Genomic DNA, 20,365 nt, shown 5'->3' with positions numbered 1-20,365 from the left:
ATGGGGATGGCCGTGGGGTGTCTCGAGGATGAACCGGGGGCGGCTGTGGACGCTCGAAGTTGTCCCAATTCCATCCTCGAGTAGTCCTCGAGTTGTTCCACCGGATTCACCCTGTTGTTCACACGCGGGGGCAGGGTGGTGGCAACCAGGTGGATTCCTCGAGGACTCCACACGGATTCCTCGAGGAATCCACAGGGCCGATCCGGCAACGTCGCAGGTCGGCATGACCGTGGGGGTGTGAGTGGATCCAGCTGTGGACGATGTGGACAACTGCCTGTGAGCGAACACCCCCAGATCGCTCCCCAGCCCCTGTGCGCCAACCGGTGCACAACCGGTGGATTCCTCGAGGACTCCACAGGGATTCCTCGAGGAATCCACAGGGCAAAAAAGAACACCGCCCCAGGTCAGGGCGGTGTTCTAGGGTGTGGATGAAATCAGCGGGAGCGCTGTTTGATTCGGGCTGTGAGTTCTTGCACCTGGTCGTAGACCCGGCGCCGCTCGGTCATCTCCTTGCGCACCTTTTTCTCCGCGTACATCACCGTGGTGTGGTCGCGACCGAAGGCCTGCCCGATCTTGGGCAGCGACAGGTCGGTGAGCTCACGGCACAGGTACATGGCGATCTGGCGGGCCTGCGCGAGCGGCCGGGCCTTGCCCGGCCCGGTCAGTTCCTCGAGCGTCGTATTGAAGTACTCGGCGGTGACGGCCATGATCGTCGCCGCGTTGATCTCCAGCGCCGCGGTATCGGGCATCAGATCGCGCAGCACGACCTCGGCCAGCGACAGATCCAGCGGCTGACCGTTGAGCGAGGCGAAGGCCGTCACCCGGATCAGCGCGCCCTCGAGCTCGCGGATATTGCGCTCCACCCGGCTGGCGATCAGCTCGAGCACGTCGTGCGGCACATCGAGCCGGTCCATCCGCGCCTTCTTACGGAGGATCGCGATGCGGGTCTCCAGTTCGGGCGGCTGCACATCGGTGATCAGGCCCCACTCGAAGCGCGTCCGCAGCCGCTCCTCCAGGGTCGCCAGCTGCTTGGGCGGCCGGTCGGAGGAGACGACGATTTGCTTGTTCGCGTTGTGCAGGGTGTTGAAGGTGTGGAAGAACTCCTCCTGGATGCCTTCCTTGCCCTCGATGAACTGGATGTCGTCGACCAGCAGGATGTCGGTCTCGCGGTAGCGCCGCTTGAACGCGACCTTGCGGTCGTCGCGCAGGCTGTTGATGAAGTCGTTGGTGAATTCCTCGGTGGACACGTACTTCACCCGCATGCCCGGGAAAAGCCGTTGGGCGTAGTGCCCGGCCGCGTGCAACAGGTGCGTCTTGCCCAAACCCGAAGCGCCCCAGACGAACAGCGGGTTGTAGGCCCGCGCCGGCGCTTCCGCGATGGCGACCGCCGCGGCGTGCGCGAACCGGTTGGACGCGCCGATGACGAACGTCTCGAAGGTGTACTTGGCGTTCAAGCTCGCCGAGGACGACGCCTGCGGGGACGCCTCGGGCGACTTGTTGAAGTAGGTCGGCCAGTTGTTGCGGGCGTCGACCACCGGCTCGTCGTCGGCGGGCTCGGCGCCCGGCGTACCCGGCCGCAGCGGTTCCTGCGCCGGCTCGACAGCGGTTTCCTCGGCGCGCGCGGCGATCGGCTCGTCCTGCTGCGGCCCACGGCCCCGGCTCGGCGCGCGCTGCGGCGGCGGGTCGGGAGTGAACAGCGATTCCTGGCCGGGCGGGATGTGCTCACGCCGGGGCGAACCGGACTGCTCGCGCCGGGCGGGCGGCGCGGCGTCGGCCTGGCGCTGATCCGGGCGCGCGCCACGGAACTCGCCACGACCGCCGAACTCACCGTTGGCGAAGTCGGGGACGGGGTACGCCGCCGTCGGCTCGAAGTCGGTGCCGGGGAACTCGGGGCGCTCGGCCGCGAACTCCGGTGCCTGCCCGTATTCCGGAGCGGGCGCGTAGTCGGGCTGCTGCTGGTACTCCGGCTGCGGCTGATACTCGGGCTCGGGCTGCCGGTACTCCGGCTCGGCCTGGTACTCCCGGTGACCGGCGTAGTCGGGGCGCTCGCCGTACTCGCCCGGCTGCGCGGGGTACTCGCGGCCGCCGTAGCTGCTGCCGTAATCACCGGTCGGCGGATATTCCTGTCCGCCCTGGTACTCGTTGCCGTACTCGCCGTTGCCCGCGGGGTACTCGCCGGCGCCGTAGCGGGGACGACCGTACTCACCGCGCGCGGCGTAGTCGGGAACACTGAAATCGGGGCCGGGATAGCCGCTCGGCGGGCGCACCTGCTCACGCGGGCGCTCCGGTCGGCTCGTCATCCTGGCGTGCCGCGGCGAACTGCCCGCCCGCTCCCCCGCGGCCGGGCTCGGCGCGGCGATGCGCACGCCCAATCCTTCGACCTGCGGACCGAGCCTACGGCCCAGCGAGCGCAGGATGGGTTCGCGCAGATCACGCTCGATCGCCTCCTGCGCGAGCGAAGACGGAACCGACAGCAACGCGAAGCCCTGGGCGACGGTGAGCGGTTTGACCAGTTTCAGCCAGGCCTGCTGCGCGCGGCTGACCGCGGGAATGGCGCCGTCGGCCGAGCCGGTGGTGAGCTCGGCAACCACCTCTGGCCACACTGTGGCCAGCACATTCTGCTCGTCGTCCATGCAGCGTCCTCCCCGGACCGGTTGTTGGGGCCCACGGCCGGGCGCACGCAAGCAAACCACCTGTGAACAGGTGGAATCCAGTAATCCTGCGTACAACCGAAGCCGGTTCGAACGCCGTGCGGTCCCAGAATCTCCGAGTGCGGCGCGGGCACCGTCGGCCCTACGAATATGCCACTCCGGCCGTCTTTCCACACAATTATCCACAGATGTGGACAAACCTGGGGATAGAGTGAATCTGCCAGCGTGTGGCAGTGAATGGGGCTGGACCTGCGGTTCTTCAGCAATCCCCCGGCTACAGAGGTTAGCCGCCCCCGCCGCAGAAGGCCAGAGGTGTGGACGAACTCACGAAAAGTCCGCGGCTGCGTCAGTGCGTCCCGGGCGTGTCGCGCCAGGTCCGGCCCAGCTCGGGTCGGCCGATCGGGGTCCGGTAATCTGGACGAAGTGCCTGGCGCACGTGCTTGGGGGCCGAGTTTGACCCTGCGTAGCGGTATCAGTACCCTCGTACAGTCACCCCTTGGCGCGGTGGCGGCTGTGTGCTGCACGTCGATCGCCAAGGCTTTCTGCGTGTAGACCGCGGTCCGCTGCGCAGACATCCGAATCATTGAACAGAACTTCGGGCGCCGAAAGGTGCCCACCAACTCGAGGAGTGTTGACCGTGGCCAAGGGCAAGCGGACGTTCCAGCCGAACAACCGTCGTCGGGCGCGCGTGCACGGCTTCCGCCTCCGGATGCGTACCCGTGCGGGTCGCGCCATCGTTTCGGCGCGTCGCCGTAAGGGCCGTTCCGAACTGACTGCCTGATCGCGCGTAGTCGGACGCTCGGGTGTTGCCTGAGCCGTATCGGTTGCACCACCGTGCCGAATTCTCCCGCACGGTGCGCCGCGGTCAGCGAATCGGGAGGCGAGATCTCGTCGTACACGCGCTTACGCACACGTACGACGATGTCGCCGACGTCGATTCCCTGATCCGGGTAGGCGGTCCGCGGTTCGGGCTGATTGTGAGCAAGGCGGTGGGAAACGCGGTGGTTCGCCACCGGGTGGCCCGCCGCCTGCGTCATATGTGCGCCCAGGTCGTCGACGAACTGCCCGCCGGTACCGATGTCGTGATCCGGGCGCTGCCCGGCGCGGCCACCGCCGACTCCGCCGAGTTGCTGCGCCAGCTGCGCTCCGGCCTACGCAAGCTCGGTTTGCGTACCGCACCGGAGCCCGCGCTCGGTCGCACCCCGGCCGGTGAGCGGCGATGAGGACTCTCACCCGGCTCCCCGCGAACGCGCTGATCTTCCTGATCGAGCTGTACCGGACCTATGTCTCCCCCACCCGGATGCCGATCTGCCGGTTCACCCCCACCTGCAGCGAGTACGCGGTGACCGCTCTGCGCACCCGCGGGCTGCTCGTCGGGTCGGCACTGACGGCCGTGCGCCTCGCGAAATGCGCGCCCTGGCACCCTGGAGGGTGGGATCCCGTGCCAGAGCGCGGGTCGAATGCCTGCACAAAGTCATCGCCCGCGCTGATCGGCGATACGAACGACGGGAGTACCTAGAGCCGTGCTCGACATCATCTATTGGCCGGTATCCGCAATTCTGTGGTTCTGGCACAAAGCCTTCGGCTTTGTGTTCGGAGCGGACAGCGGGCTCACCTGGGCCCTCGCCGTGGTGTTCCTGGTCTTCACGCTGCGGCTCGTGCTGTACAAGCCGTTCGTCAAGCAGGTGCGCACCACCAAGCAGATGCAGGAACTGCAGCCCCAGATCAAGGAGCTGCAGAAGAAGTACAAGAACGACCGCGAGACCATGGCGCGGGAGATGCAGAAGCTGCAGAAGGAACACGGCTTCAACCCGCTGATGGGCTGTCTGCCGGTCCTGGTGCAGGTGCCGGTGTTCCTTGGCCTCTTCCACGTGCTGCGCTCGTTCAACCGCACCGGTCACGGCTTCGGCCAGCTGGGTATGTCCGCGTACGACAACGCGCACACGCCGAACTACATCTTCAGCGCGACCGACGTGCAGTCGTTCCTGAGCGCCCGCATCTTCGGTGCGCCGATCGCTGCCTTCATCACCGCGCCGCAGAGTGAGCTCGAAGCCTTCGCCGAGTGGGGTGGCACGCCGACCAGGCTGAGCATCGCGCTCGTCGCGATTCCGCTGATGGTGATCGCCGGTGTGGCGACCCACTTCAACGCCCGCGCCTCGGTGCAGCGGCAGACACCGGAAGCCGCCGCCAACCCGCAGGCCGCCATCATGAACAAGCTGTCGCTGTGGGTCTTCCCGCTCGGCGTGATGGTCGGTGGCCCCTTCCTGATGATCGGCATCCTGATCTACTGGGTGGCCAACAACATCTGGACCTACGGTCAGCAGCACCTGGTGTTCGGCCGCATGGAGAAGGAAGAAGAAGAGAAGAAGGCGAAGAAGCTGGAGCTGCGCGCGCAGAACGCGCCCAAGCCCGGCGTCAAGCCGGTCGACGTCCGCAAGAAGCAGGACGCCCCGGCCGAGGACACACAGTCGACCAACGGCACCGCCGCCTCCAACGGCACCGCCAAGCAGACCGCCAAGCAGGGTGGCGGTCAGCGCAGGCCGGGCGGCCAGCGGCGGCCGGGTAACCGTGGCCGAGCGAACCAGAAGCGTAAGCGCTGAGTGGCGATCAGATAGAGGAATCCAATGACTGTTGAGACCGAGACCGACGGAGGGGACGCCACTGTGGCGACGACTGTTGACGTCGTGAACGACGCCGAAGAAGCGTTGATCGAAGAGGGCGAGATCGCGGGCGACTACCTCGAGCAGCTGCTGGACGTGCTCGACTTCGACGGCGATATCGACCTCGATGTCGAGGGCGATCGCGCCGTCGTGAGCATCGACGGCGGCCGTGATCTGACCAAGCTCGTCGGACGCAACGGTGAAGTCCTCGACGCTCTGCAGGAGCTGACCCGGCTGGCCGTGCAGCAGGCGACCGGCGTTCGCAGCCGCCTGATGCTGGATGTGGCCGGCTGGCGCGCGCAGCGTCGCGCCGATCTGAGCGAGCTCGGCGTCGCCGCCGCGAAGCGGGTGCTCGAGTCGGGCAAGCCCGAGGCGCTGTCCGCGATGACTCCGTTCGAGCGCAAGATCGTGCACGACGCCGTCGCCGATATCGAGGGCGTGGCGAGCGAGAGCGAAGGTGTCGAGCCGAATCGCCATGTGGTGGTAGTGCCCGAGTAGGCTGACACCGCCGCGACCATGAAAGGGCCTCCGGTCTCGGACCGGGGGCCTTATTCATGCCCTCTTGCGATCGACCACCACTCGGAAGGATGTTTCACGTGGAACGAGAACTGGGTGCGCTGTCCGCCGAGCTGGAACCGCCTGCCGCCGCCGCGCGGGTGTTCGGCGACCGCCTGGACCTCGCCCGCCACTACTGCGCGGCACTGGCCACCGCCGGCGTGGAACGCGGCCTCATCGGTCCGCGGGAAGTCCCCCGTCTCTGGGAGCGTCACATCCTCAACTGCGCCGTGGTTGGCGAGCTGATCGAGGAGAGCGCGGCCGTGGTCGACATCGGCAGCGGCGCGGGACTCCCCGGCATTCCGCTGGCCATTGCCCGCCCGGATCTCCGCATCACTCTCGTGGAACCGCTGCTGCGTCGCACGGTCTTCCTGAGCGAGTTCATCGACGAGATCGGTATCAAGAACGTCACCGTCGTTCGCGGCCGCGCCGAGCAGTCCGGTGTCATCAAGGAAGCCGGCGGCGCGGACGTCGTCACCTCGCGCGCGGTCGCCCCGCTCGCCAAGCTCGCGCACTGGTCGCTCCCCCTGCTCCGTGACCACGGCCGGATGCTCGCCCTCAAGGGAACCAGTGCCGCCGAGGAACTCGAACGCGATGGTGCCGAACTGATTCGCGACGGCGCCACCGATCTCCGCGTCGTCGGCTGCGGCGCCGGGATCGTCGAAGTCCCGACTCTCGTGATCAGCGCCGAACTACTCCCCCGCGCCGAGCGCCCGACTCGTCGGGCCGGCCGGAAGGCAGCGGGCGCGGAGAAGAAGGCACGGAAGCGGTAATTCCGCTTTCGTAACGTGACGAAATTGGCCGAGGGGTTTGGTCTGCGCCCGAATCGGACAGAATTTCGGAGGTTCCGACAGGGTGCGGCACACCGCTCCCCGGGATGTTTCACGTGGAACGCGGACGCAGTCACCGGCGGTTGGCGTAGGCGATCGCCCGTCGAATTTCGCCGACCGGATTGCCCTCGTGATGGATCCGCTCACTCGGCTCGATCCCGCCGAGGAATCTTGATAGCGGTGCGCGTGGCTGAGTCGCATCAGTGGCTCGACGCAAAGCGGGGCGCGGTGTGGATCCCTGTCCGAGATCGGATACTGCGACGCGTCGATCCACGCGGCACGGGAATGGCGAGTGAGATCGGCTGACAGGAAGATCGCGGGACGGAGTCCGTCTATCGCGGGATGGCCGTGGTGGCCATCGGCGAAGTCGAGGATGGACAGCTGCTCCGCCGCCACATGACAGTTGTCGGCGGTGGAGTCGCCGTGGACGACAGTCGTCGGTGGCCCCACATGATTCGAGATCGCCGATGAGCGACGGCAGCTTATCGAGGACGCTGTGCGCGGTGCCGGGGAGATTAGTGGTGATCATTTGGTCTCGCCGCCGAGCAATGACTCTCGCTGGAGGGTTGGGTCGGCGAGCCAGGCGACGATGTCGCGTTCGGTCTGAGCGGAGGCGGGTAGCCCTTGAGTCAGGCCGCGCTTCCCGAAGCGTCGCCGGGATGGCCCATGGCTACCGGAGCGGATGCTGGTCGGAGAGTTCGGCTTCGCCGACGACCGTCGCCGGTTCCAGTGCGGCGGCCGAAGGTTCGAGCGCCTCGGGCGCGGTAGGTGACGATGCCGCCGACGGCATCGTCGTCACGGTCCCACCGAACCGACAGGAGCGACAGGACCACCGTCGGCACGTCGAGTATCGCGGTGCGGCGCTGACGCACCGGCCACGTGTCGTGCCACGCCGATGACTCGGGGTGGTGAAAGCCGGTGGCTCGCCGAGGATCTGTTCGCGGTAGGTGGCGATCGCGCGGACCGTTCGGACAGCTGGTATCACGGGTCGAGTGTCGGGTCGGAAGGCTGATCGCCCACCCTTTTCGACGCGACCGCTCCCCCGTGTTTCCCGTGAAACATCGCTCTGGAAACCAATTTGCGCGAACTTGGGTGTGTCCTTCCCGGCGTGCCGCGATTCAGCTTTCCTATCTGTCGCGGGGCTGGCAAGCTGTTCACAGTCGGGCGTGCGCGCCGGGAGCCACCGCGGATGTGGCCGGACGCCCCCGAACTTGTTTGTGATGACACGGCGCCGACGCTCGGTCGGGAGTACGTGATCTGAAGTTTCTCGGGTTAGGAGCAGTCTATGTCGAGCGGTCCGGCGAATGTTTCACGGGAAACAGCGTCGCGGGTCCCGGGGATGCTGGATTCCAGCAACTTCGACGCGGAGACGTTCGGGAACACTCCTTTCGGGAATATCTCCCCGGCCGAGACCCCGATCGCGGCGGAAGCGCAACGCGCCAGCCAGATTCTGCATCCAGGAAAGGTCACTGTGCCGAAACCCCGCGAGCAACGGATCATCACCATCGCCAACCAGAAGGGCGGCGTGGGTAAAACCACGACGACGGTCAATCTCGCTGCGGCACTAGCGCACCAGGGTATGACGGTGCTTGTCGTCGATCTCGATCCGCAGGGCAACGCGAGCACGGCGCTGGGCGTCGCGCATCACTCCGGGGTCCCTTCCAGCTACGAGCTGTTGATCGGCGAAGTCGCCGTCAAGGACGCGATCCAGCAGAGCCCGCACAGCGAACGGCTGCTGTGCGTTCCGGCGACGATCGACCTCGCCGGCGCCGAGATCGAACTGGTCTCGATGGTCGCCAGGGAAGGTCGTCTGAAGACCGCGATCCACGAGGCGGCCATCGCCGGTTACGACATCGATTACGTCCTGATCGACTGCCCACCCTCCCTCGGCCTGCTCACCGTCAACGCGCTCGTGGCGGCCAAGGAAGTGCTGATCCCGATCCAGTGCGAGTACTACGCACTGGAGGGCGTCGGCCAGCTGCTCCGCAATATCGGGCTGGTGCAGGCGCACCTCAATCCCGAACTCCACGTCTCGACCGTGCTACTGACGATGTACGACGGCCGCACCAAACTGGCCGACCAGGTGGCCGAGGAAGTGCGCAACCACTTCGGCGACGTCGTGCTCAAGTCGATGATCCCGCGCAGCGTGAAGGTCTCGGAGGCACCGGGCTACGGCATGACCGTGCTCGATTATGATCCAGGCTCCCGCGGCGCGATGAGCTACCTGGACGCGGGGCGCGAGCTCGCCGCCCGTGCCCAGCTCCGCCAGGACGCGTCGTAGTGAGTTGGAACGAAGAAGGGATCGGTAGCCGATGAGTCAGGCGAAAAAGGGCGGTCTCGGGCGCGGCTTGGCCGCACTGATCCCGACGGGTCCGGCAGCGACGGCGCCGGGTCTCAGCAGTGCCGCGGCGAGCGTGATCGGGATCAACCCGATCGGCCCGCAGCCGGCCGAGGCGTTCCTGCATCGCGTTCCGGATGCCGAACCCGAGCCCGAGGAAGACCTCGTCTCCCCCGGCGGCGCGGTCTACCGCGAGGTGCCTGCCGACCAGATCGAGCCGAATCCGAAGCAGCCGCGTCAGGTCTTCGAGGAAGAGGCGCTGGCGGAGCTGGTGCACTCGATTCGCGAGTTCGGCCTGATGCAGCCGATCGTGGTGCGTCGCGTCGAACCGGGCGTCGACAAGTTCCAGTTGGTCATGGGTGAGCGCCGCTGGCGCGCGTGCCAGGAAGCCGGACTGGCGACGATCCCCGCGATCATCCGGGATACCGACGACGGCGCGATGCTGCGCGACGCGCTGCTGGAGAACATCCACCGCGTGCAGCTGAACCCGCTCGAAGAGGCGGCCGCCTATCAGCAGCTGCTCGAGGAATTCGACGTCACCCACGAGGAATTGGCCACGCGAATCGGTCGCTCCCGGCCGGTGGTGACGAATATGATCCGACTGCTGAAGCTGCCGATCCCCGTGCAGCGTCGGGTGGCCGCCGGGGTTCTCTCGGCCGGCCACGCCAGGGCGCTGCTCGGTTTGGATGCCGGTGCCGATGCGCAGGAAGTGCTGGCGGCGCGGATCGTCGCCGAGGGACTGTCGGTCCGGGCCACCGAGGAAGCGGTGACGCTCGCGAACCGCAATCCGTCGGAGGTCGCTCCCCCGGCGCCGAAACGTAAGCCGATCCACATGCCGGGTTTGCAGGAAGTGGCCGAACGGTTGTCGGGCTCCTACGACACCCGGGTCACGGTCAGCCTCGGGAAGCGTAAAGGCAAGATCGTTGTCGAGTTCGGTTCCGTCGAAGATCTCGAGCGCATTGTGGCGCTGATGGAGCAATCCGGCCCTGAAACGTCACTGTGACGGGGCACTCCCAGCCTTTCTACATAATTGAAAGAGGCGGCATTACTGTGGATAGTGATGTGGCGTGAGCGTGGATGAATCGGACAGCTGGAGGCTGAGCAGAGCGGTGTCGACCAGCGTCACAGCATTGACTCTCGATCGACTCGATCAGCTCCCGGCGCACACCCGGCGGTGTGTGTTCTGGGAGCTCGATCCTGCCGTCGCTGCCGACTCCCACGCCTTCAGCGATCCGGTCTTCGAGAAGGAAGCCTGGCTCTCGACCGTGATGCTCGAATGGGGCTCGTGCGGTCAGCTGGCGCATGTCGACAACAACATCGCCGGCTGCGCGCTGTACTCGCCCCCGAGTGCCGTGCCGCGGTCGACCCTGTTCCCCACCTCCCCCGTGAGCCCGGACGCGGTCCTGCTGACCACGCTGCAGGCCGAATTCCCCTACGAGGAGGCCGATGTAGCCCATCGGCTGATTCAGGCCGTGGTGGCCGATCTGGTGCGTCGTGGCGTGCGCGCGATCGAGGCGTTCGGTATTCGCAACGGTCCGGCGAGCAACTCGCTGGCCGACCGCGGTCTCGGGTCCTCGATGCGGCTGATGGAACGGATCGCGGCGCCGCTGCGGGATCCGGCCGCCGCGACCCACTGCACCCCCGAAACCTGCATGATCGACGCCGATTTCCTCACCGAGGTCGGTTTCGAAGTGGTGGCCCCGCATCATCGCTTCCCCCGGCTGCGGCTGGAACTGGATTCCGACCACGGCTGGAAGGAAGACGTCGAGCGCGCACTCGACCAGCTGCTCGCCGCGGCGCAGATCCGCCTCCCCGTGACTGCCGGCCAGTCTTAGGTGCGGAGTGGGTAGCGACGCGGCCGGCGGCGAGCATGAGGGTACGTCGGCCCGTTCCCGGTGAGTTACCCATGTAGTCGCGAGATCAGTGGAAAGGCCCCGCGGAATGGTGAATCCGCGGGGCCTTTTGCGTCCTGAAAGCGTCAGGCGCGCGGCACGGGGACGTTGCCCGACTCCGCGGCGGCCAGCTCTTCGGCAAGCAGCTCGGCGAAGGTGTAGGTACCGGTGGGTTGGTCGTCCTGGCCGAGTAGGTACAGCCGCTTGACCGAGATGAGGATGGCTTCGGCGATCACGTCGCGCATGCGCGGATTGGTGAGCACCGAGGCGTCGTATTCGTTGGTGAGGTAGCCGAGATCGACCTGGACCGTCGGCATCTTGGTGAGCCGCAGCAGATCCCAGGTGCGCTGATGAGTCCGGCAGTCCTGCACCGAGGTACGGGCGACCACCTCGCGCTGGATGAACCCGGCCAGCACCTGCCCGATCATCGACACCGAGCCGTGCGAGTTGCCGAAGTAGAAACCGGCGACGCCCTTGGCGGACGGGTTGTCGCTGGTGGCGCAGCGCAGCGAGATCATCAGGTCGGCGTCGAAGGCGTTGGAGGTCTCCGCGCGTTCGGCATCGGTGGGGTTGGCGCCCCACGGCCGGGACAGGAACGTCTCCATGCCGGTGGCGGCCATCCGGCCCTCGAGCCGGGAGGCCAGATCCCAGAGGATCTCCGACTCGTAGACGTCACCGAACTCGGTGGGCACCGCGAAACCCTTGTCGGCGCCGCCGAATCCGGGATCGATGACGATCCGCTTGCCGGTGAGCTGCGGGCCCGCCCGGTGCACCACCTCTTCCTCGGCGATGCGATGCGGGTTGCCGCCGGTGACGCGCGCGCCGAGCAGATCCAGCGAACGCAACGTGTCGGGACCGCAGATGCCGTCGGCGGACAGGCCGATCTCGCGCTGGAAGGCGCTGAGACCGTCGTGGGTGTGCGGGCCGAAGTAGCCGTCGACCCGGTGCACGTAGAAGCCGAGGTCCTGCAGCTTGCGCTGCAGGGTGGCCACGTCGTCACCGTAGAGCGGCGCGGACAGCTGGTAGATCAGCGTGCGGGCACCCAGGCGGTAGGAGGCTTCCTTCAGCGCGCGATAGGTCGCCGGACCGACGACCCCGTCGACGAGCAGACCGCGCTGCTGCTGGAACGCGCGAACCGCCGAGTCGAGCGGGCGGTCGAACTCCGCGTCGGTGTCCTTCCAGTAGTCGCCGTGCTGGGGATGCAGGAAGCCGAGGCTTGCGAGGGTGCTCCGAACCTCTGCGACGGCTGGTCCTGAATCGCCGTGACGAAGTCGGTGCATGCGTAAGAGCCCTTTCTTCGGCCGGAGCGTCGCCTCGATTGTCTCAGACCCGGGGCGCTTTACGGGAATCCCGGGTCCAGGCATCCTACGGCGCGTCGGCCGGTAGGAGGTGCTTTTGTCAGATCAGGCCGTCGAGTTCGCGCAGCAGCGCGGCCTTGCCCTTGGCGCCGACGATCTGCTTCACGGGCTTGCCGCCCTGGAACAGGATCATCGTCGGCAGGGACAGGATCTGGTAATCGCGGGCGGTGCCGGGGTTGGCCTCGGTGTCGAGCTTGGCGATCGTCAGCTTGTCGGCGTGCGTGCCCGCGATCTCCTCCAGCACGGGGGCGACCATCTTGCACGGACCGCACCAGTCGGCCCAGAAGTCGACCAGCACCGGCTTCTCGCTGAGCAGGACGTCATCGGCGAAGGACTGGTCGGTGACGGTGATGGTGTTGGCGCTCTCGGCCATGGGTGTACTCCTTGCTGGGGTGGAACTCGACGTGCTCGAAATCAGTTGGTGGACACTGCTGCCGAGCCGTCGGCGTTTTCGAGGGTGTTCGCGGTGATGTCGCCCTGCTCGGCGAGCCAGCGCTCGGCGTCGATCGCGGCGCGGCAGCCGGTGCCCGCCGCGGTGATCGCCTGCCGGTAGGTGTGGTCGACCAGGTCGCCCGCGGCGAACACGCCCGCCACGTCGGTGGCGGTGCCCGGCTCGCTCACCTGCACATAGCCTTCGCCGTCGAGCGCGACCTGGCCCTTGACCAGTTCGCTGCGCGGGTCGTGGCCGATGGCGACGAACAGGCCGGTCGCGGCGAGCTCGGACTCCTCGCCGGTGCGGGTGTCGCGCAGGGTGAGGCTGGACACGCTGTTCTCGCCGTTGACCTTCACCACTTCGGCGTTGAGCCGGAACTTGATCTTGTCGTTGGCCTTGGCGCGCTCGAGCATGATTCGCGAGGCGCGGAACTCCTCGCGACGGTGCACGACGGTGACGCTGGCCGCGAACTTGGTGAGGAAGGTCGCTTCCTCCATGGCCGAGTCGCCGCCGCCGACCACGACGATGTCCTGGCCCTTGAAGAAGAAGCCGTCGCAGGTGGCGCAGGCGCTCACGCCGCGGCCGAGCAGCTCCTGCTCACCCGGCACGTGCAGGTAGCGCGCGGCCGAGCCCATGGCGAGGACGATGGCGTAGGCCTCGAAGGTCTCGTCGCCGACGGTCACCTTCTTGATCGGGCCGGACAGGTCGATCGCGTCGACGTCCTCGGTGCGCAGGTCGGCGCCGAAACGCTTGGCCTGCTCGCGCATCTGCTCCATCAGGTCGGGACCCATGATGCCTTCGCGGAAGCCGGGGAAGTTCTCCACCTCGGTGGTGGTCATCAGGGCGCCGCCGAACTGGGTGCCCTCGAAGACGAGGGGCTGTAGTTCCGCGCGAGCGGCGTAGACGGCTGCCGTGTAGCCGGCGGGTCCTGAGCCGACGATGATCAGGTCGCGAACTGGCGTGCTCATGGGGCCCTTCCGAAAGACAAGCTGGGGACGTGTCGGTCAACAACAGCCTAAACGGTGTTGTTCCCGGTGCTACGGCGCTGTCCGAGAAGCAGCCGCGTCAGCCGATATCGCGGAGCTCCAGCTGTTCGGGTGCGCCGGTGGTGCAGCCCGCGCCGACGACCAGCGCGGTAATGGTCGGCGGCTCCGGCCCGATGACGAGCACCAGGACCGCGTCGGAGCCACGGAAGGTGATACTCGACGCACCGAGGACGGCACGGTCGATGCCGTTGGCCTGGACGCAGCGGGTCAGTGCCGTGTCGTCGGCCAGCGGACCGCGGACCTCGCGCTTGCCCAGTGCGCTGAGCGCGGCCGCGGTGGTGAGTTCGTCGCCCGGGGTGGCCGGCTCGGTGAACTGCGCCGCGGTCGGGGTGCCGTCGGTGCTGTCGAGGGTGCTGACGACCGCGCCTGCGCCCGCGAGGACGGCCACCGTGGCGGCTGCCGCGGCCAGCAGGCCCATCCGGCGACGGGATCGGTACTGCGCCAGGGAGACCGGCGGTTCGGCCGGTAGCTCCGGCGCCGCGGCCTGCGGTGTGAGTCGTTCGGTAGGACCGTCGCCCGCGTCCAGGTCGGCGACGAAACGGAACATGCGGTCGGCGACGTCGTCGGGCATGCGGTGCATGACCCGCTCGTCGTTGCCGAGCCTGCGGAGGTGAGCGTTCACCTCGTCGAGCTGATTCAGGTAACGCAGCGCGTCTGGGTCGGTGCTGACGGTCGGCCACAGTTGCTCGCGCAGTTCCGGCGCGAGGTTGTCGGCATGCAGATCGGCCAGCAGTTCCGACGGGAACGGAGGCTGCGGCACGGATCGAGACACCCTCGCACCTCCCCTGTTCTGTCGAGATCGGATCGCAGGATTACATCGCAGACTTGTTCGTCACTGTTATTGACGCATCCGGACTAGATCCGGTTCCCCGGATCCCGGAAAAAGTCCAAACGTTCTTGCAAACGTACGCGCGCTCGGGAGCATCGGCTCTTGATAGTGCCCTCCGCCACGCCGAGCAAGACGGCTGTTTCGGACACGCTGCGCCCCTCCATCTCGACCATGACCAGGGCAAGCCGCTGATCCTCCGGCAGGGTGAACAGCGCCTCCTCGACCACGGTCGACAATTCGAACTCGGCGAACTCGTCGCGCGGGTCGACCGCCTCTGGCATGACGTCGGGTGTGATCGATATCGCGCGCCGGGTCTTGTTGCGGCGGATCCGGTCGAGGCAGGCGTTGACGACGATGGCGTGCAGCCAGCTGCGCACCTCGGCCTCGGCCCGGAACGAGTGCGCGGTGCGATGCGCCGACAGCAGGGCGTCCTGCAGCGAGTCGGCGGCGTCCTCGCGGCTGTAGGAGGTGCGCAGGGCGGTCTGCCACAGATGGTCCTTGTGCCTGCGCAGCAGTTCGGCGAACGCGTGCGGCTCGCCACGGACATGGGCGGCCAGCAATTGCTTGTCACTGCCGTTCTCCAGGAGGAACGAGCGGTCGCGGTATGCGGCGACCTGCCGCGTTCCCTCCCCGCGGAGTTGCTCGTTGACTTCCGGCGACACCTGACCCCTTGGACAGCGCTCATTACGGCGACTTCACGTCGGCGAACGAGGCCGATCCATCACCTGACTACTTACGCGGCGTCCAGGATCGACGTCGACAGATCCTGGGTAGCTCCCTGCCGAGAGCGCGGGGCGATCATATCGTCGATAACAATTGCGCACCAACCGAACCGCGTTCGATGACGGTCGGCATCCGGCGCGGAAGTGGGCGGCCACCTGCGCTGATAGCGGTGGGAGATGGCAGCGCGGACTAGGGCGCCGCGTCGAAACGAACGTCGGCGATCTCGGTCTGGAACTGCCCGCCCGAGTTCGCCAGTCCGGTGATCCAGACGAGCACGAACCGCGCGGCCTGATCGGTCTGCACGGCGATGTCGGTGATCCCGTCACCGAGCTTGGCCGAACCGATCAGCTGGGTCTGGTCGAGCGTTGGCGCCTCGGTGGGCGAGGTGCGGATCTCGACGGTGCTGCCCGCGCTGGGCGAGGTGATCGAAACATTGGTCACCTTGGCCGGCGTCGGCAGCGTGGCCAGCAGGCCGACGCCCTTCTTGAGGGCGGGGAACTGCTGGAAGTACTGATCGGTGTGCCACACCGTCGCCGGGTTCTGGTCGAGCACCGCGCCCGCCGTGGCCGCACCGTCCGGGGTGCCCTCCGGGGAGAACACCGCCGCCCCGGTGACCGGCACCGGGAAGCTGGTCGGCGGCGCGGCCGGGGTCTGGCCCGCGGGCGGCGCCGCGGCAGGCGGCGCGACGCTGGACGTGAGCCCGATGTTGATCTGCTCGTCCAGTGGCTTGTCCGAGGCGCCGGGCGCGAAGATGCTGACCATCCACCAGATCAAGATGCCGACGACCAGCGCGGCGAGCACGCCGAGGCCGACCATGATCCACATCATCCGCTTGGAGCGATCCCGCTCGGCGGCGAGCAGCTCCGGATCGGCGAGCGAATCCGGTCCGCTCGCCACGGCGCGCTGACCCAGCCGCAGAACCGGGATGAAATCGGTCTTCTGGTCGACGACCGAGGCCTGCTCGAGCACGTGCTGCACGGTGGCCGCGGTACGCACACCCTTGTTCGACTCGAGCGAGCGGACCGCGACGGCCGAGATCTCGAACGGGACCTCCGGCCGGATCTGGCGCGGTTCCACCGGTGTGCCGTCCGGACCGAAGTCGGCGAGGTGCAGACCGCCGATGGTGGCGGCGGTCCCGGTGACACCGCCGACCCGGATCGGCCAGCGGGCGGTGATCAGGGCGTAGAGCATCGCGCCGAGGCCGCGCACGTCGGCCTGGGCGTCCGAATCGCCGAGGGTGCCGGGGAACGCGAGCACGGCGTCACCGGAGGCGCTGATCCGGATCCGGTCGGGATGGTCGATCGAGAGCGAGCCACCGCCGCGGTGGGCCAGTTCGGCCGCCGAGGCGAGTGCCCTGATGGCCCTGGCCGCGCCGATCGGCGACGGCACCGTCTCGGCCATCTCGCGCAGCGAGCGACCGGGCGTCCACTCGGCGACGACGATGCCGCCGGAGCTACCGCGGACCACGTCGAGGACCCTGGCCAGGCCGGGCGAGTTGATCCGGCCCAGGCGCAGCGTGCGCGACAGGATCGCCTGCGGGCCGTCGTGGCCGGAGTTCTCCCCCGACTTCTGATCGGCGTCGACGAAGGTCAGCGCGACCTCGCGGTCGAGCTTGATGTCGAGTGCCTGCCAGAACCTCAGCCCGCGCGCACCGCCGTGACCGGCCAGCAGCCGGTACCGGCCACCGGCGACGGACGCGCCGGGGATCAGCTTCGGGCCGCGCTGCGCGCGGTTCGCCGAGGGCTGGACCTGCGGCGGGATCGGCAACATGCCGGTGTCGTGGGTCGGATCGTGTGGCATGTCCTGCCGTGGTTCGTCCGCCGGATGTCGCTCGTCGTCCGCCGAGCCGTGATGTGGCGATTCGGCTTCGTCGGGCGTGGCGGCGTGCTCGGATCCTGTCGCGGACGCGGCAGGATCGACATCGGTGGACATTCCTCCTGCTTTGCGCGCCGCAGAATCAGCGGCCGGGACGCCGCCCACCGCGTCATCGCTCACCCTCGGTCCTCCTTCGCCCTGATCTCGCGGATCCTTCCGCGTGTTCACGACATCACTACCCATGTCGGTCTGCCGAACAGCGTACGGGAACTGCGCTTGGCCGGTGAGGTCAACAGCACCCGGCCGGATTACGGGCAGGATCATCGTCTGGGTATCCATCGACGGCCCATACGACGGGAACCCGTAGGTGTCGGGCCTGCGCAGGACCGTGGTCGCGTAGATGTCGTCGGCGGGGCTCTCGTCGAGGTCCAGCTCCGGCGCGGGCGGGGTGATGCCCAGCTTGCGCGACACCGCGACAGTGATCGCCACGACCTCGGGAATTCCGGCCAGGCGCATCAGGCCGAACGCCACCGAGAACATCACCAGCGCGCCGACGGTCACGCGCAGCAGCGACGCCGGACCGCCCGTGAGGTGGTCCATCCTGGTCACCGTGTCGACGATGAGCATCACCGCGCCGCCCGCCACCGAGGCGAGCAGCACGCGCGTGACCGTGCGCCCGACGTTGGCCATGCGCAGATCGCCGAGACTGCGGTGCAGCAGCAGGCCGCCGATCACCGCGCCCGCGGTGAAACCGAGGCCGGTGGCGACGCCGAGAATGATCACCACGTCGTCGCTGTCGCGGGCCAGGACCGGCGCCAGCGCGGAGAACAGGATCTTGACCGTCGTGATGCCGAGGATGATCCAGGTCGGGGTCCACGCCTGCTCGCGCGCGTAGAACACGCGCAGGTGGATCAGCACCAGGGAGTACGGGATGAGCGAGAACGCCGACCAGCTGACCGCACTGCCGAGGCGTTCGGCATCGCCGGCGAACTGGGCGTATCCGTAGAGCGCCTGGCCGATCTCCGGACCCGCCAGGGTCAGGAAGGTGACGACCGGGATCAACGCGATCATGGTGAGCCGGGTGGCCACGGACAGGTCGTCGACCACGGCCGGGGTGTCGTCGGCGGCGGCGTTGCGGCTCAGCCTCGGCATGATCGCGGTGAGCAGCGTGACACCGAGGACGCCGTAGGGCAGCTGCAGCAGCGCCCAGGCATTGGCGAAGATCGCGGGACCGGCCTCGTCGGCGGCGGAGGCGATGTTGTTCGCGACGACCAGGCCGATCTGGCTGATCAGCACGTACAGGATGATCGCGCCACCCATCTTGCCGAACTGCTTGAGCCGCGCGTCGACGCCCCACAGCGGACGCAGATTGATGCCGTGCCTGCGGATCGCGGGCAGCAGACTCAGCGCCTGGGTAGCCACACCCGCGGTGACGCCGATGCCGAGAACCAGCAGTTTCGGGTCGCTCATCCGCACCGGATCGAGCGTGATCTCGCCCGGCGTCAACGCGTAGAGCGCCAGTACCGCGAGCACGACGATGTTGTTCAGGACCGGGGCCCACGCGCCTGGTTTGAACGCCTGTCTGGTGTTGAGGATGGCGGTGAACAGCGCCGACATGCCGTAGAACAGGATCGCGGGCGCCAACAGGTACGTCAGCGCGGTGGTCAGGTCGGTGTTGACCTTGCCGTCGGAGTCGACGAGCACATGGCCGGCCAGGATCGGGGTCGCGGCCAGCGTCAGTACCGTCGCGACGAACAGCACCGTGAAGGCCGCCGTCACCAACCGGCGCACGAACGCGGCGCCGTTGTCGGCGTCCTCGTGTTCGGCGCGGACCAGGGTCGGCACGACGATCGCCGTCAGCACGGCGCCGAGCACCAGCTCGGCGATCATGTTCGGGATCAGGTTCGCCGAGATGAAAGCACTGGCGATGGCGGGACCGAGCACCGTCAGCAGCAGCAGCTGCTTGGCGAACCCGGTGATGCGGCTGATCAGCGTCGCGACGGCGATCGAACCGGAGTCCTTGAGCAGTTTCGCGTTGGCGCTCTGCGGGGTGTCGGGCTTGTCGGCCGTCACCCGCTTGGGGCGCGCGATCCTCTGGGTCTTGGCGGCAGCCTGGTCGTCGACGGCGGTGCCTCGACCACGCGCCGAGCTACGTGCGGATTCCGCATGAGCGCCGATCGGCGTGCCAGGCATCCCTGGGTACGAGGGGCGTTGCGTGGCGTTGCGACGCTCCTGACCCTCCGGTCGTCGCCCAGCGGTGTCCTGACCGCCGCCGGGCTTGACGGGCTGTTCACCGAACCGCCGCTCCGGGCGACCCTGCCTGGGGATAGCACCGGACTGCGGACCGCGCGGGGGAAAGTCTCCCGCGCGCGCACCGGGCGCGGGCCGCGGCGGAACCGCACCTTCCTGCGGCCGCTGGGGGCGTACCCCCGCGTCGAGATCGGGACGCGCCTGCCGCGGAATCGCACCGGAGGGCGACCCGTGCGCCGACGCGGGGCGCTGCTGGGGAAACTCACCTGACCGCGGGGGCTGCCCCGGTCGCTGCGGAAACTCCCCCGGCCGCGTACCGGAGCTGGGCGCCGGGGGCCGCTGTTGGGGAAACTCGCCGGAGCGCGGTGCCTGGTCGGGCGGGAACTCACCCGGGCGTGCACCCGAACCCGGACGAGGGGGTTGGGGTGGCTGACCAGGACGAGCACCCTGGGCGGGGTGCGGAGGCCGGGGCTGACGCGACGGGGGAAAGTCCCCCGGCCGCGCGGCGGGGTCTGGACGCGGCGATGCCGGCTGACCCGGGCGCTGTGCCTGCGGGAACTCGCCCGAACGACCGGCGGCACCAGGTTGCTGCGGCCCAACGCCGGGACGGCCGATCTGACCAGGCCGCTGTTGCTGCGGGAACTCGCCGGAACGATCAGCAGGGCCGGGGTGCTGCTGCGGCGGAACGCCGGGACGGCCGAGCTGACCGGGCCGCTGCTGCTGTGGAAATTCACCGGACTGCCCCGGCTGCTGCACGCGCGGCAATTCACCGGAACGACCGGCCGGGGGCGGTTGCTGACGACCGTCGCCATAGCGACCGCGCGGCTGATCCGGGCCACGGTATCCCGCGGGCGGTGCGCCGGGATGATCCGGTGATACGGGCCGAAACCCGGGCGGTGGCGCCTGCTCAGCGGGGCGGTACCCAGGCTGACCCGGCGGCATGCCGGGCCGGGGTCCGGCGCCTGGCTGAGGTCCAGGCTGACGA

At 68.1% G+C, this 20,365-nt stretch carries 18 protein-coding genes; 10 read left to right on the top strand and 8 right to left on the bottom strand.

The window, feature by feature from the left end; all coding sequences use genetic code 11:
* Positions 1-434 precede the first annotated feature (434 nt).
* On the bottom strand, positions 435-2,633 hold the full coding sequence (gene dnaA / locus IEY60_RS22515; protein WP_189031762.1) for a chromosomal replication initiator protein DnaA: 2,199 nt from the start codon (positions 2,631-2,633) through the stop codon (positions 435-437).
* A gap of 655 nt (positions 2,634-3,288) precedes the next feature.
* Here dnaA and rpmH point away from each other — a divergent pair.
* From rpmH to rsmG, 6 genes are all read left to right on the top strand, one after another.
* Positions 3,289-3,432, top strand: a complete 144-nt coding sequence (rpmH, locus tag IEY60_RS22510) for a 50S ribosomal protein L34 (protein ID WP_071932098.1) — start codon at positions 3,289-3,291, stop codon at positions 3,430-3,432.
* A gap of 22 nt (positions 3,433-3,454) precedes the next feature.
* Complete coding sequence (rnpA, locus tag IEY60_RS22505) at positions 3,455-3,874, top strand: ribonuclease P protein component (protein WP_189031760.1); 420 nt, start codon at positions 3,455-3,457, stop codon at positions 3,872-3,874.
* On the top strand, positions 3,871-4,170 hold the full coding sequence (gene yidD / locus IEY60_RS22500; RefSeq protein WP_189031758.1) for a membrane protein insertion efficiency factor YidD: 300 nt from the start codon (positions 3,871-3,873) through the stop codon (positions 4,168-4,170). The genes rnpA and yidD overlap by 4 nt, the downstream gene beginning before the upstream one ends.
* Before the next feature lie 4 nt (positions 4,171-4,174).
* On the top strand, positions 4,175-5,251 hold the full coding sequence (yidC, locus tag IEY60_RS22495; protein WP_189031756.1) for a membrane protein insertase YidC: 1,077 nt from the start codon (positions 4,175-4,177) through the stop codon (positions 5,249-5,251).
* A gap of 24 nt (positions 5,252-5,275) precedes the next feature.
* Complete coding sequence (locus tag IEY60_RS22490) at positions 5,276-5,809, top strand: Jag family protein (protein ID WP_189031754.1); 534 nt, start codon at positions 5,276-5,278, stop codon at positions 5,807-5,809.
* Between the two features lie 89 nt (positions 5,810-5,898).
* On the top strand, positions 5,899-6,639 hold the full coding sequence (gene rsmG / locus IEY60_RS22485) for a 16S rRNA (guanine(527)-N(7))-methyltransferase RsmG (protein WP_189031752.1): 741 nt from the start codon (positions 5,899-5,901) through the stop codon (positions 6,637-6,639).
* A 727-nt stretch (positions 6,640-7,366) separates the two neighbouring features.
* Here rsmG and IEY60_RS36260 read toward each other — a convergent pair.
* Positions 7,367-7,495 (bottom strand): hypothetical protein, encoded by a 129-nt coding sequence (locus IEY60_RS36260; RefSeq protein WP_268241488.1) that lies wholly within the window; start codon positions 7,493-7,495, stop codon positions 7,367-7,369.
* 540 nt (positions 7,496-8,035) lie between these two features.
* Here IEY60_RS36260 and IEY60_RS22480 point away from each other — a divergent pair.
* The 3 genes from IEY60_RS22480 (at position 8,036) to IEY60_RS22470 (ending at position 10,869) form a co-directional block, all read left to right on the top strand.
* Positions 8,036-8,977: a ParA family protein gene (locus IEY60_RS22480; protein WP_229740037.1), complete on the top strand. Its 942-nt coding sequence runs from the start codon at positions 8,036-8,038 to the stop codon at positions 8,975-8,977.
* 31 nt (positions 8,978-9,008) lie between these two features.
* Positions 9,009-10,037 carry a ParB/RepB/Spo0J family partition protein gene (locus IEY60_RS22475; protein WP_189031750.1) on the top strand — a complete coding sequence of 343 codons (1,029 nt, stop codon included), beginning with the start codon at positions 9,009-9,011 and terminating at the stop codon, positions 10,035-10,037.
* Between the two features lie 106 nt (positions 10,038-10,143).
* A complete protein-coding gene (locus IEY60_RS22470) occupies positions 10,144-10,869 on the top strand; it encodes a GNAT family N-acetyltransferase (protein WP_189031748.1) in 726 nt (241 codons plus the stop codon).
* 143 nt (positions 10,870-11,012) lie between these two features.
* On the opposite strand, the gene IEY60_RS22465 is transcribed toward IEY60_RS22470, so the two are convergent.
* The 6 genes from IEY60_RS22465 to IEY60_RS22440 all read right to left on the bottom strand — a co-directional run bounded on the left by IEY60_RS22465 (position 11,013) and on the right by IEY60_RS22440 (position 19,323).
* Positions 11,013-12,206, bottom strand: coding sequence for an N-acetylmuramoyl-L-alanine amidase (locus IEY60_RS22465; RefSeq protein ID WP_189031746.1), 1,194 nt, complete (start codon positions 12,204-12,206; stop codon positions 11,013-11,015).
* Between the two features lie 118 nt (positions 12,207-12,324).
* Positions 12,325-12,657, bottom strand: coding sequence for a thioredoxin (trxA, locus tag IEY60_RS22460; RefSeq protein ID WP_189031738.1), 333 nt, complete (start codon positions 12,655-12,657; stop codon positions 12,325-12,327).
* A 41-nt stretch (positions 12,658-12,698) separates the two neighbouring features.
* Entirely contained in the window at positions 12,699-13,685 is a 987-nt protein-coding gene (trxB, locus tag IEY60_RS22455) for a thioredoxin-disulfide reductase (RefSeq protein WP_189031736.1), read from the bottom strand.
* A gap of 97 nt (positions 13,686-13,782) precedes the next feature.
* A complete protein-coding gene (locus IEY60_RS22450) occupies positions 13,783-14,523 on the bottom strand; it encodes an RsmA family anti-sigma factor (protein WP_189031734.1) in 741 nt (246 codons plus the stop codon).
* Positions 14,524-14,618: 95 nt separating this feature from the next.
* The gene (sigM, locus tag IEY60_RS22445; protein ID WP_189032485.1) at positions 14,619-15,176 is read right to left on the bottom strand and encodes an RNA polymerase sigma factor SigM; all 558 of its coding nucleotides are present in this window, start codon (positions 15,174-15,176) and stop codon (positions 14,619-14,621) included.
* A 328-nt stretch (positions 15,177-15,504) separates the two neighbouring features.
* On the bottom strand, positions 15,505-19,323 hold the full coding sequence (locus IEY60_RS22440) for a lipid II flippase MurJ (RefSeq protein ID WP_189031732.1): 3,819 nt from the start codon (positions 19,321-19,323) through the stop codon (positions 15,505-15,507).
* Between the two features lie 513 nt (positions 19,324-19,836).
* Here IEY60_RS22440 and IEY60_RS22435 point away from each other — a divergent pair.
* Positions 19,837-20,256: a hypothetical protein gene (locus tag IEY60_RS22435; RefSeq protein WP_189031730.1), complete on the top strand. Its 420-nt coding sequence runs from the start codon at positions 19,837-19,839 to the stop codon at positions 20,254-20,256.
* Positions 20,257-20,365: the final 109 nt, after the last annotated feature.

This window comes from Nocardia rhizosphaerihabitans (genome assembly GCF_014646295.1).
In the GTDB taxonomy this organism is placed as follows: domain Bacteria; phylum Actinomycetota; class Actinomycetes; order Mycobacteriales; family Mycobacteriaceae; genus Nocardia; species Nocardia rhizosphaerihabitans.
This window is presented reverse-complemented; position numbering and strand designations above follow the sequence as displayed.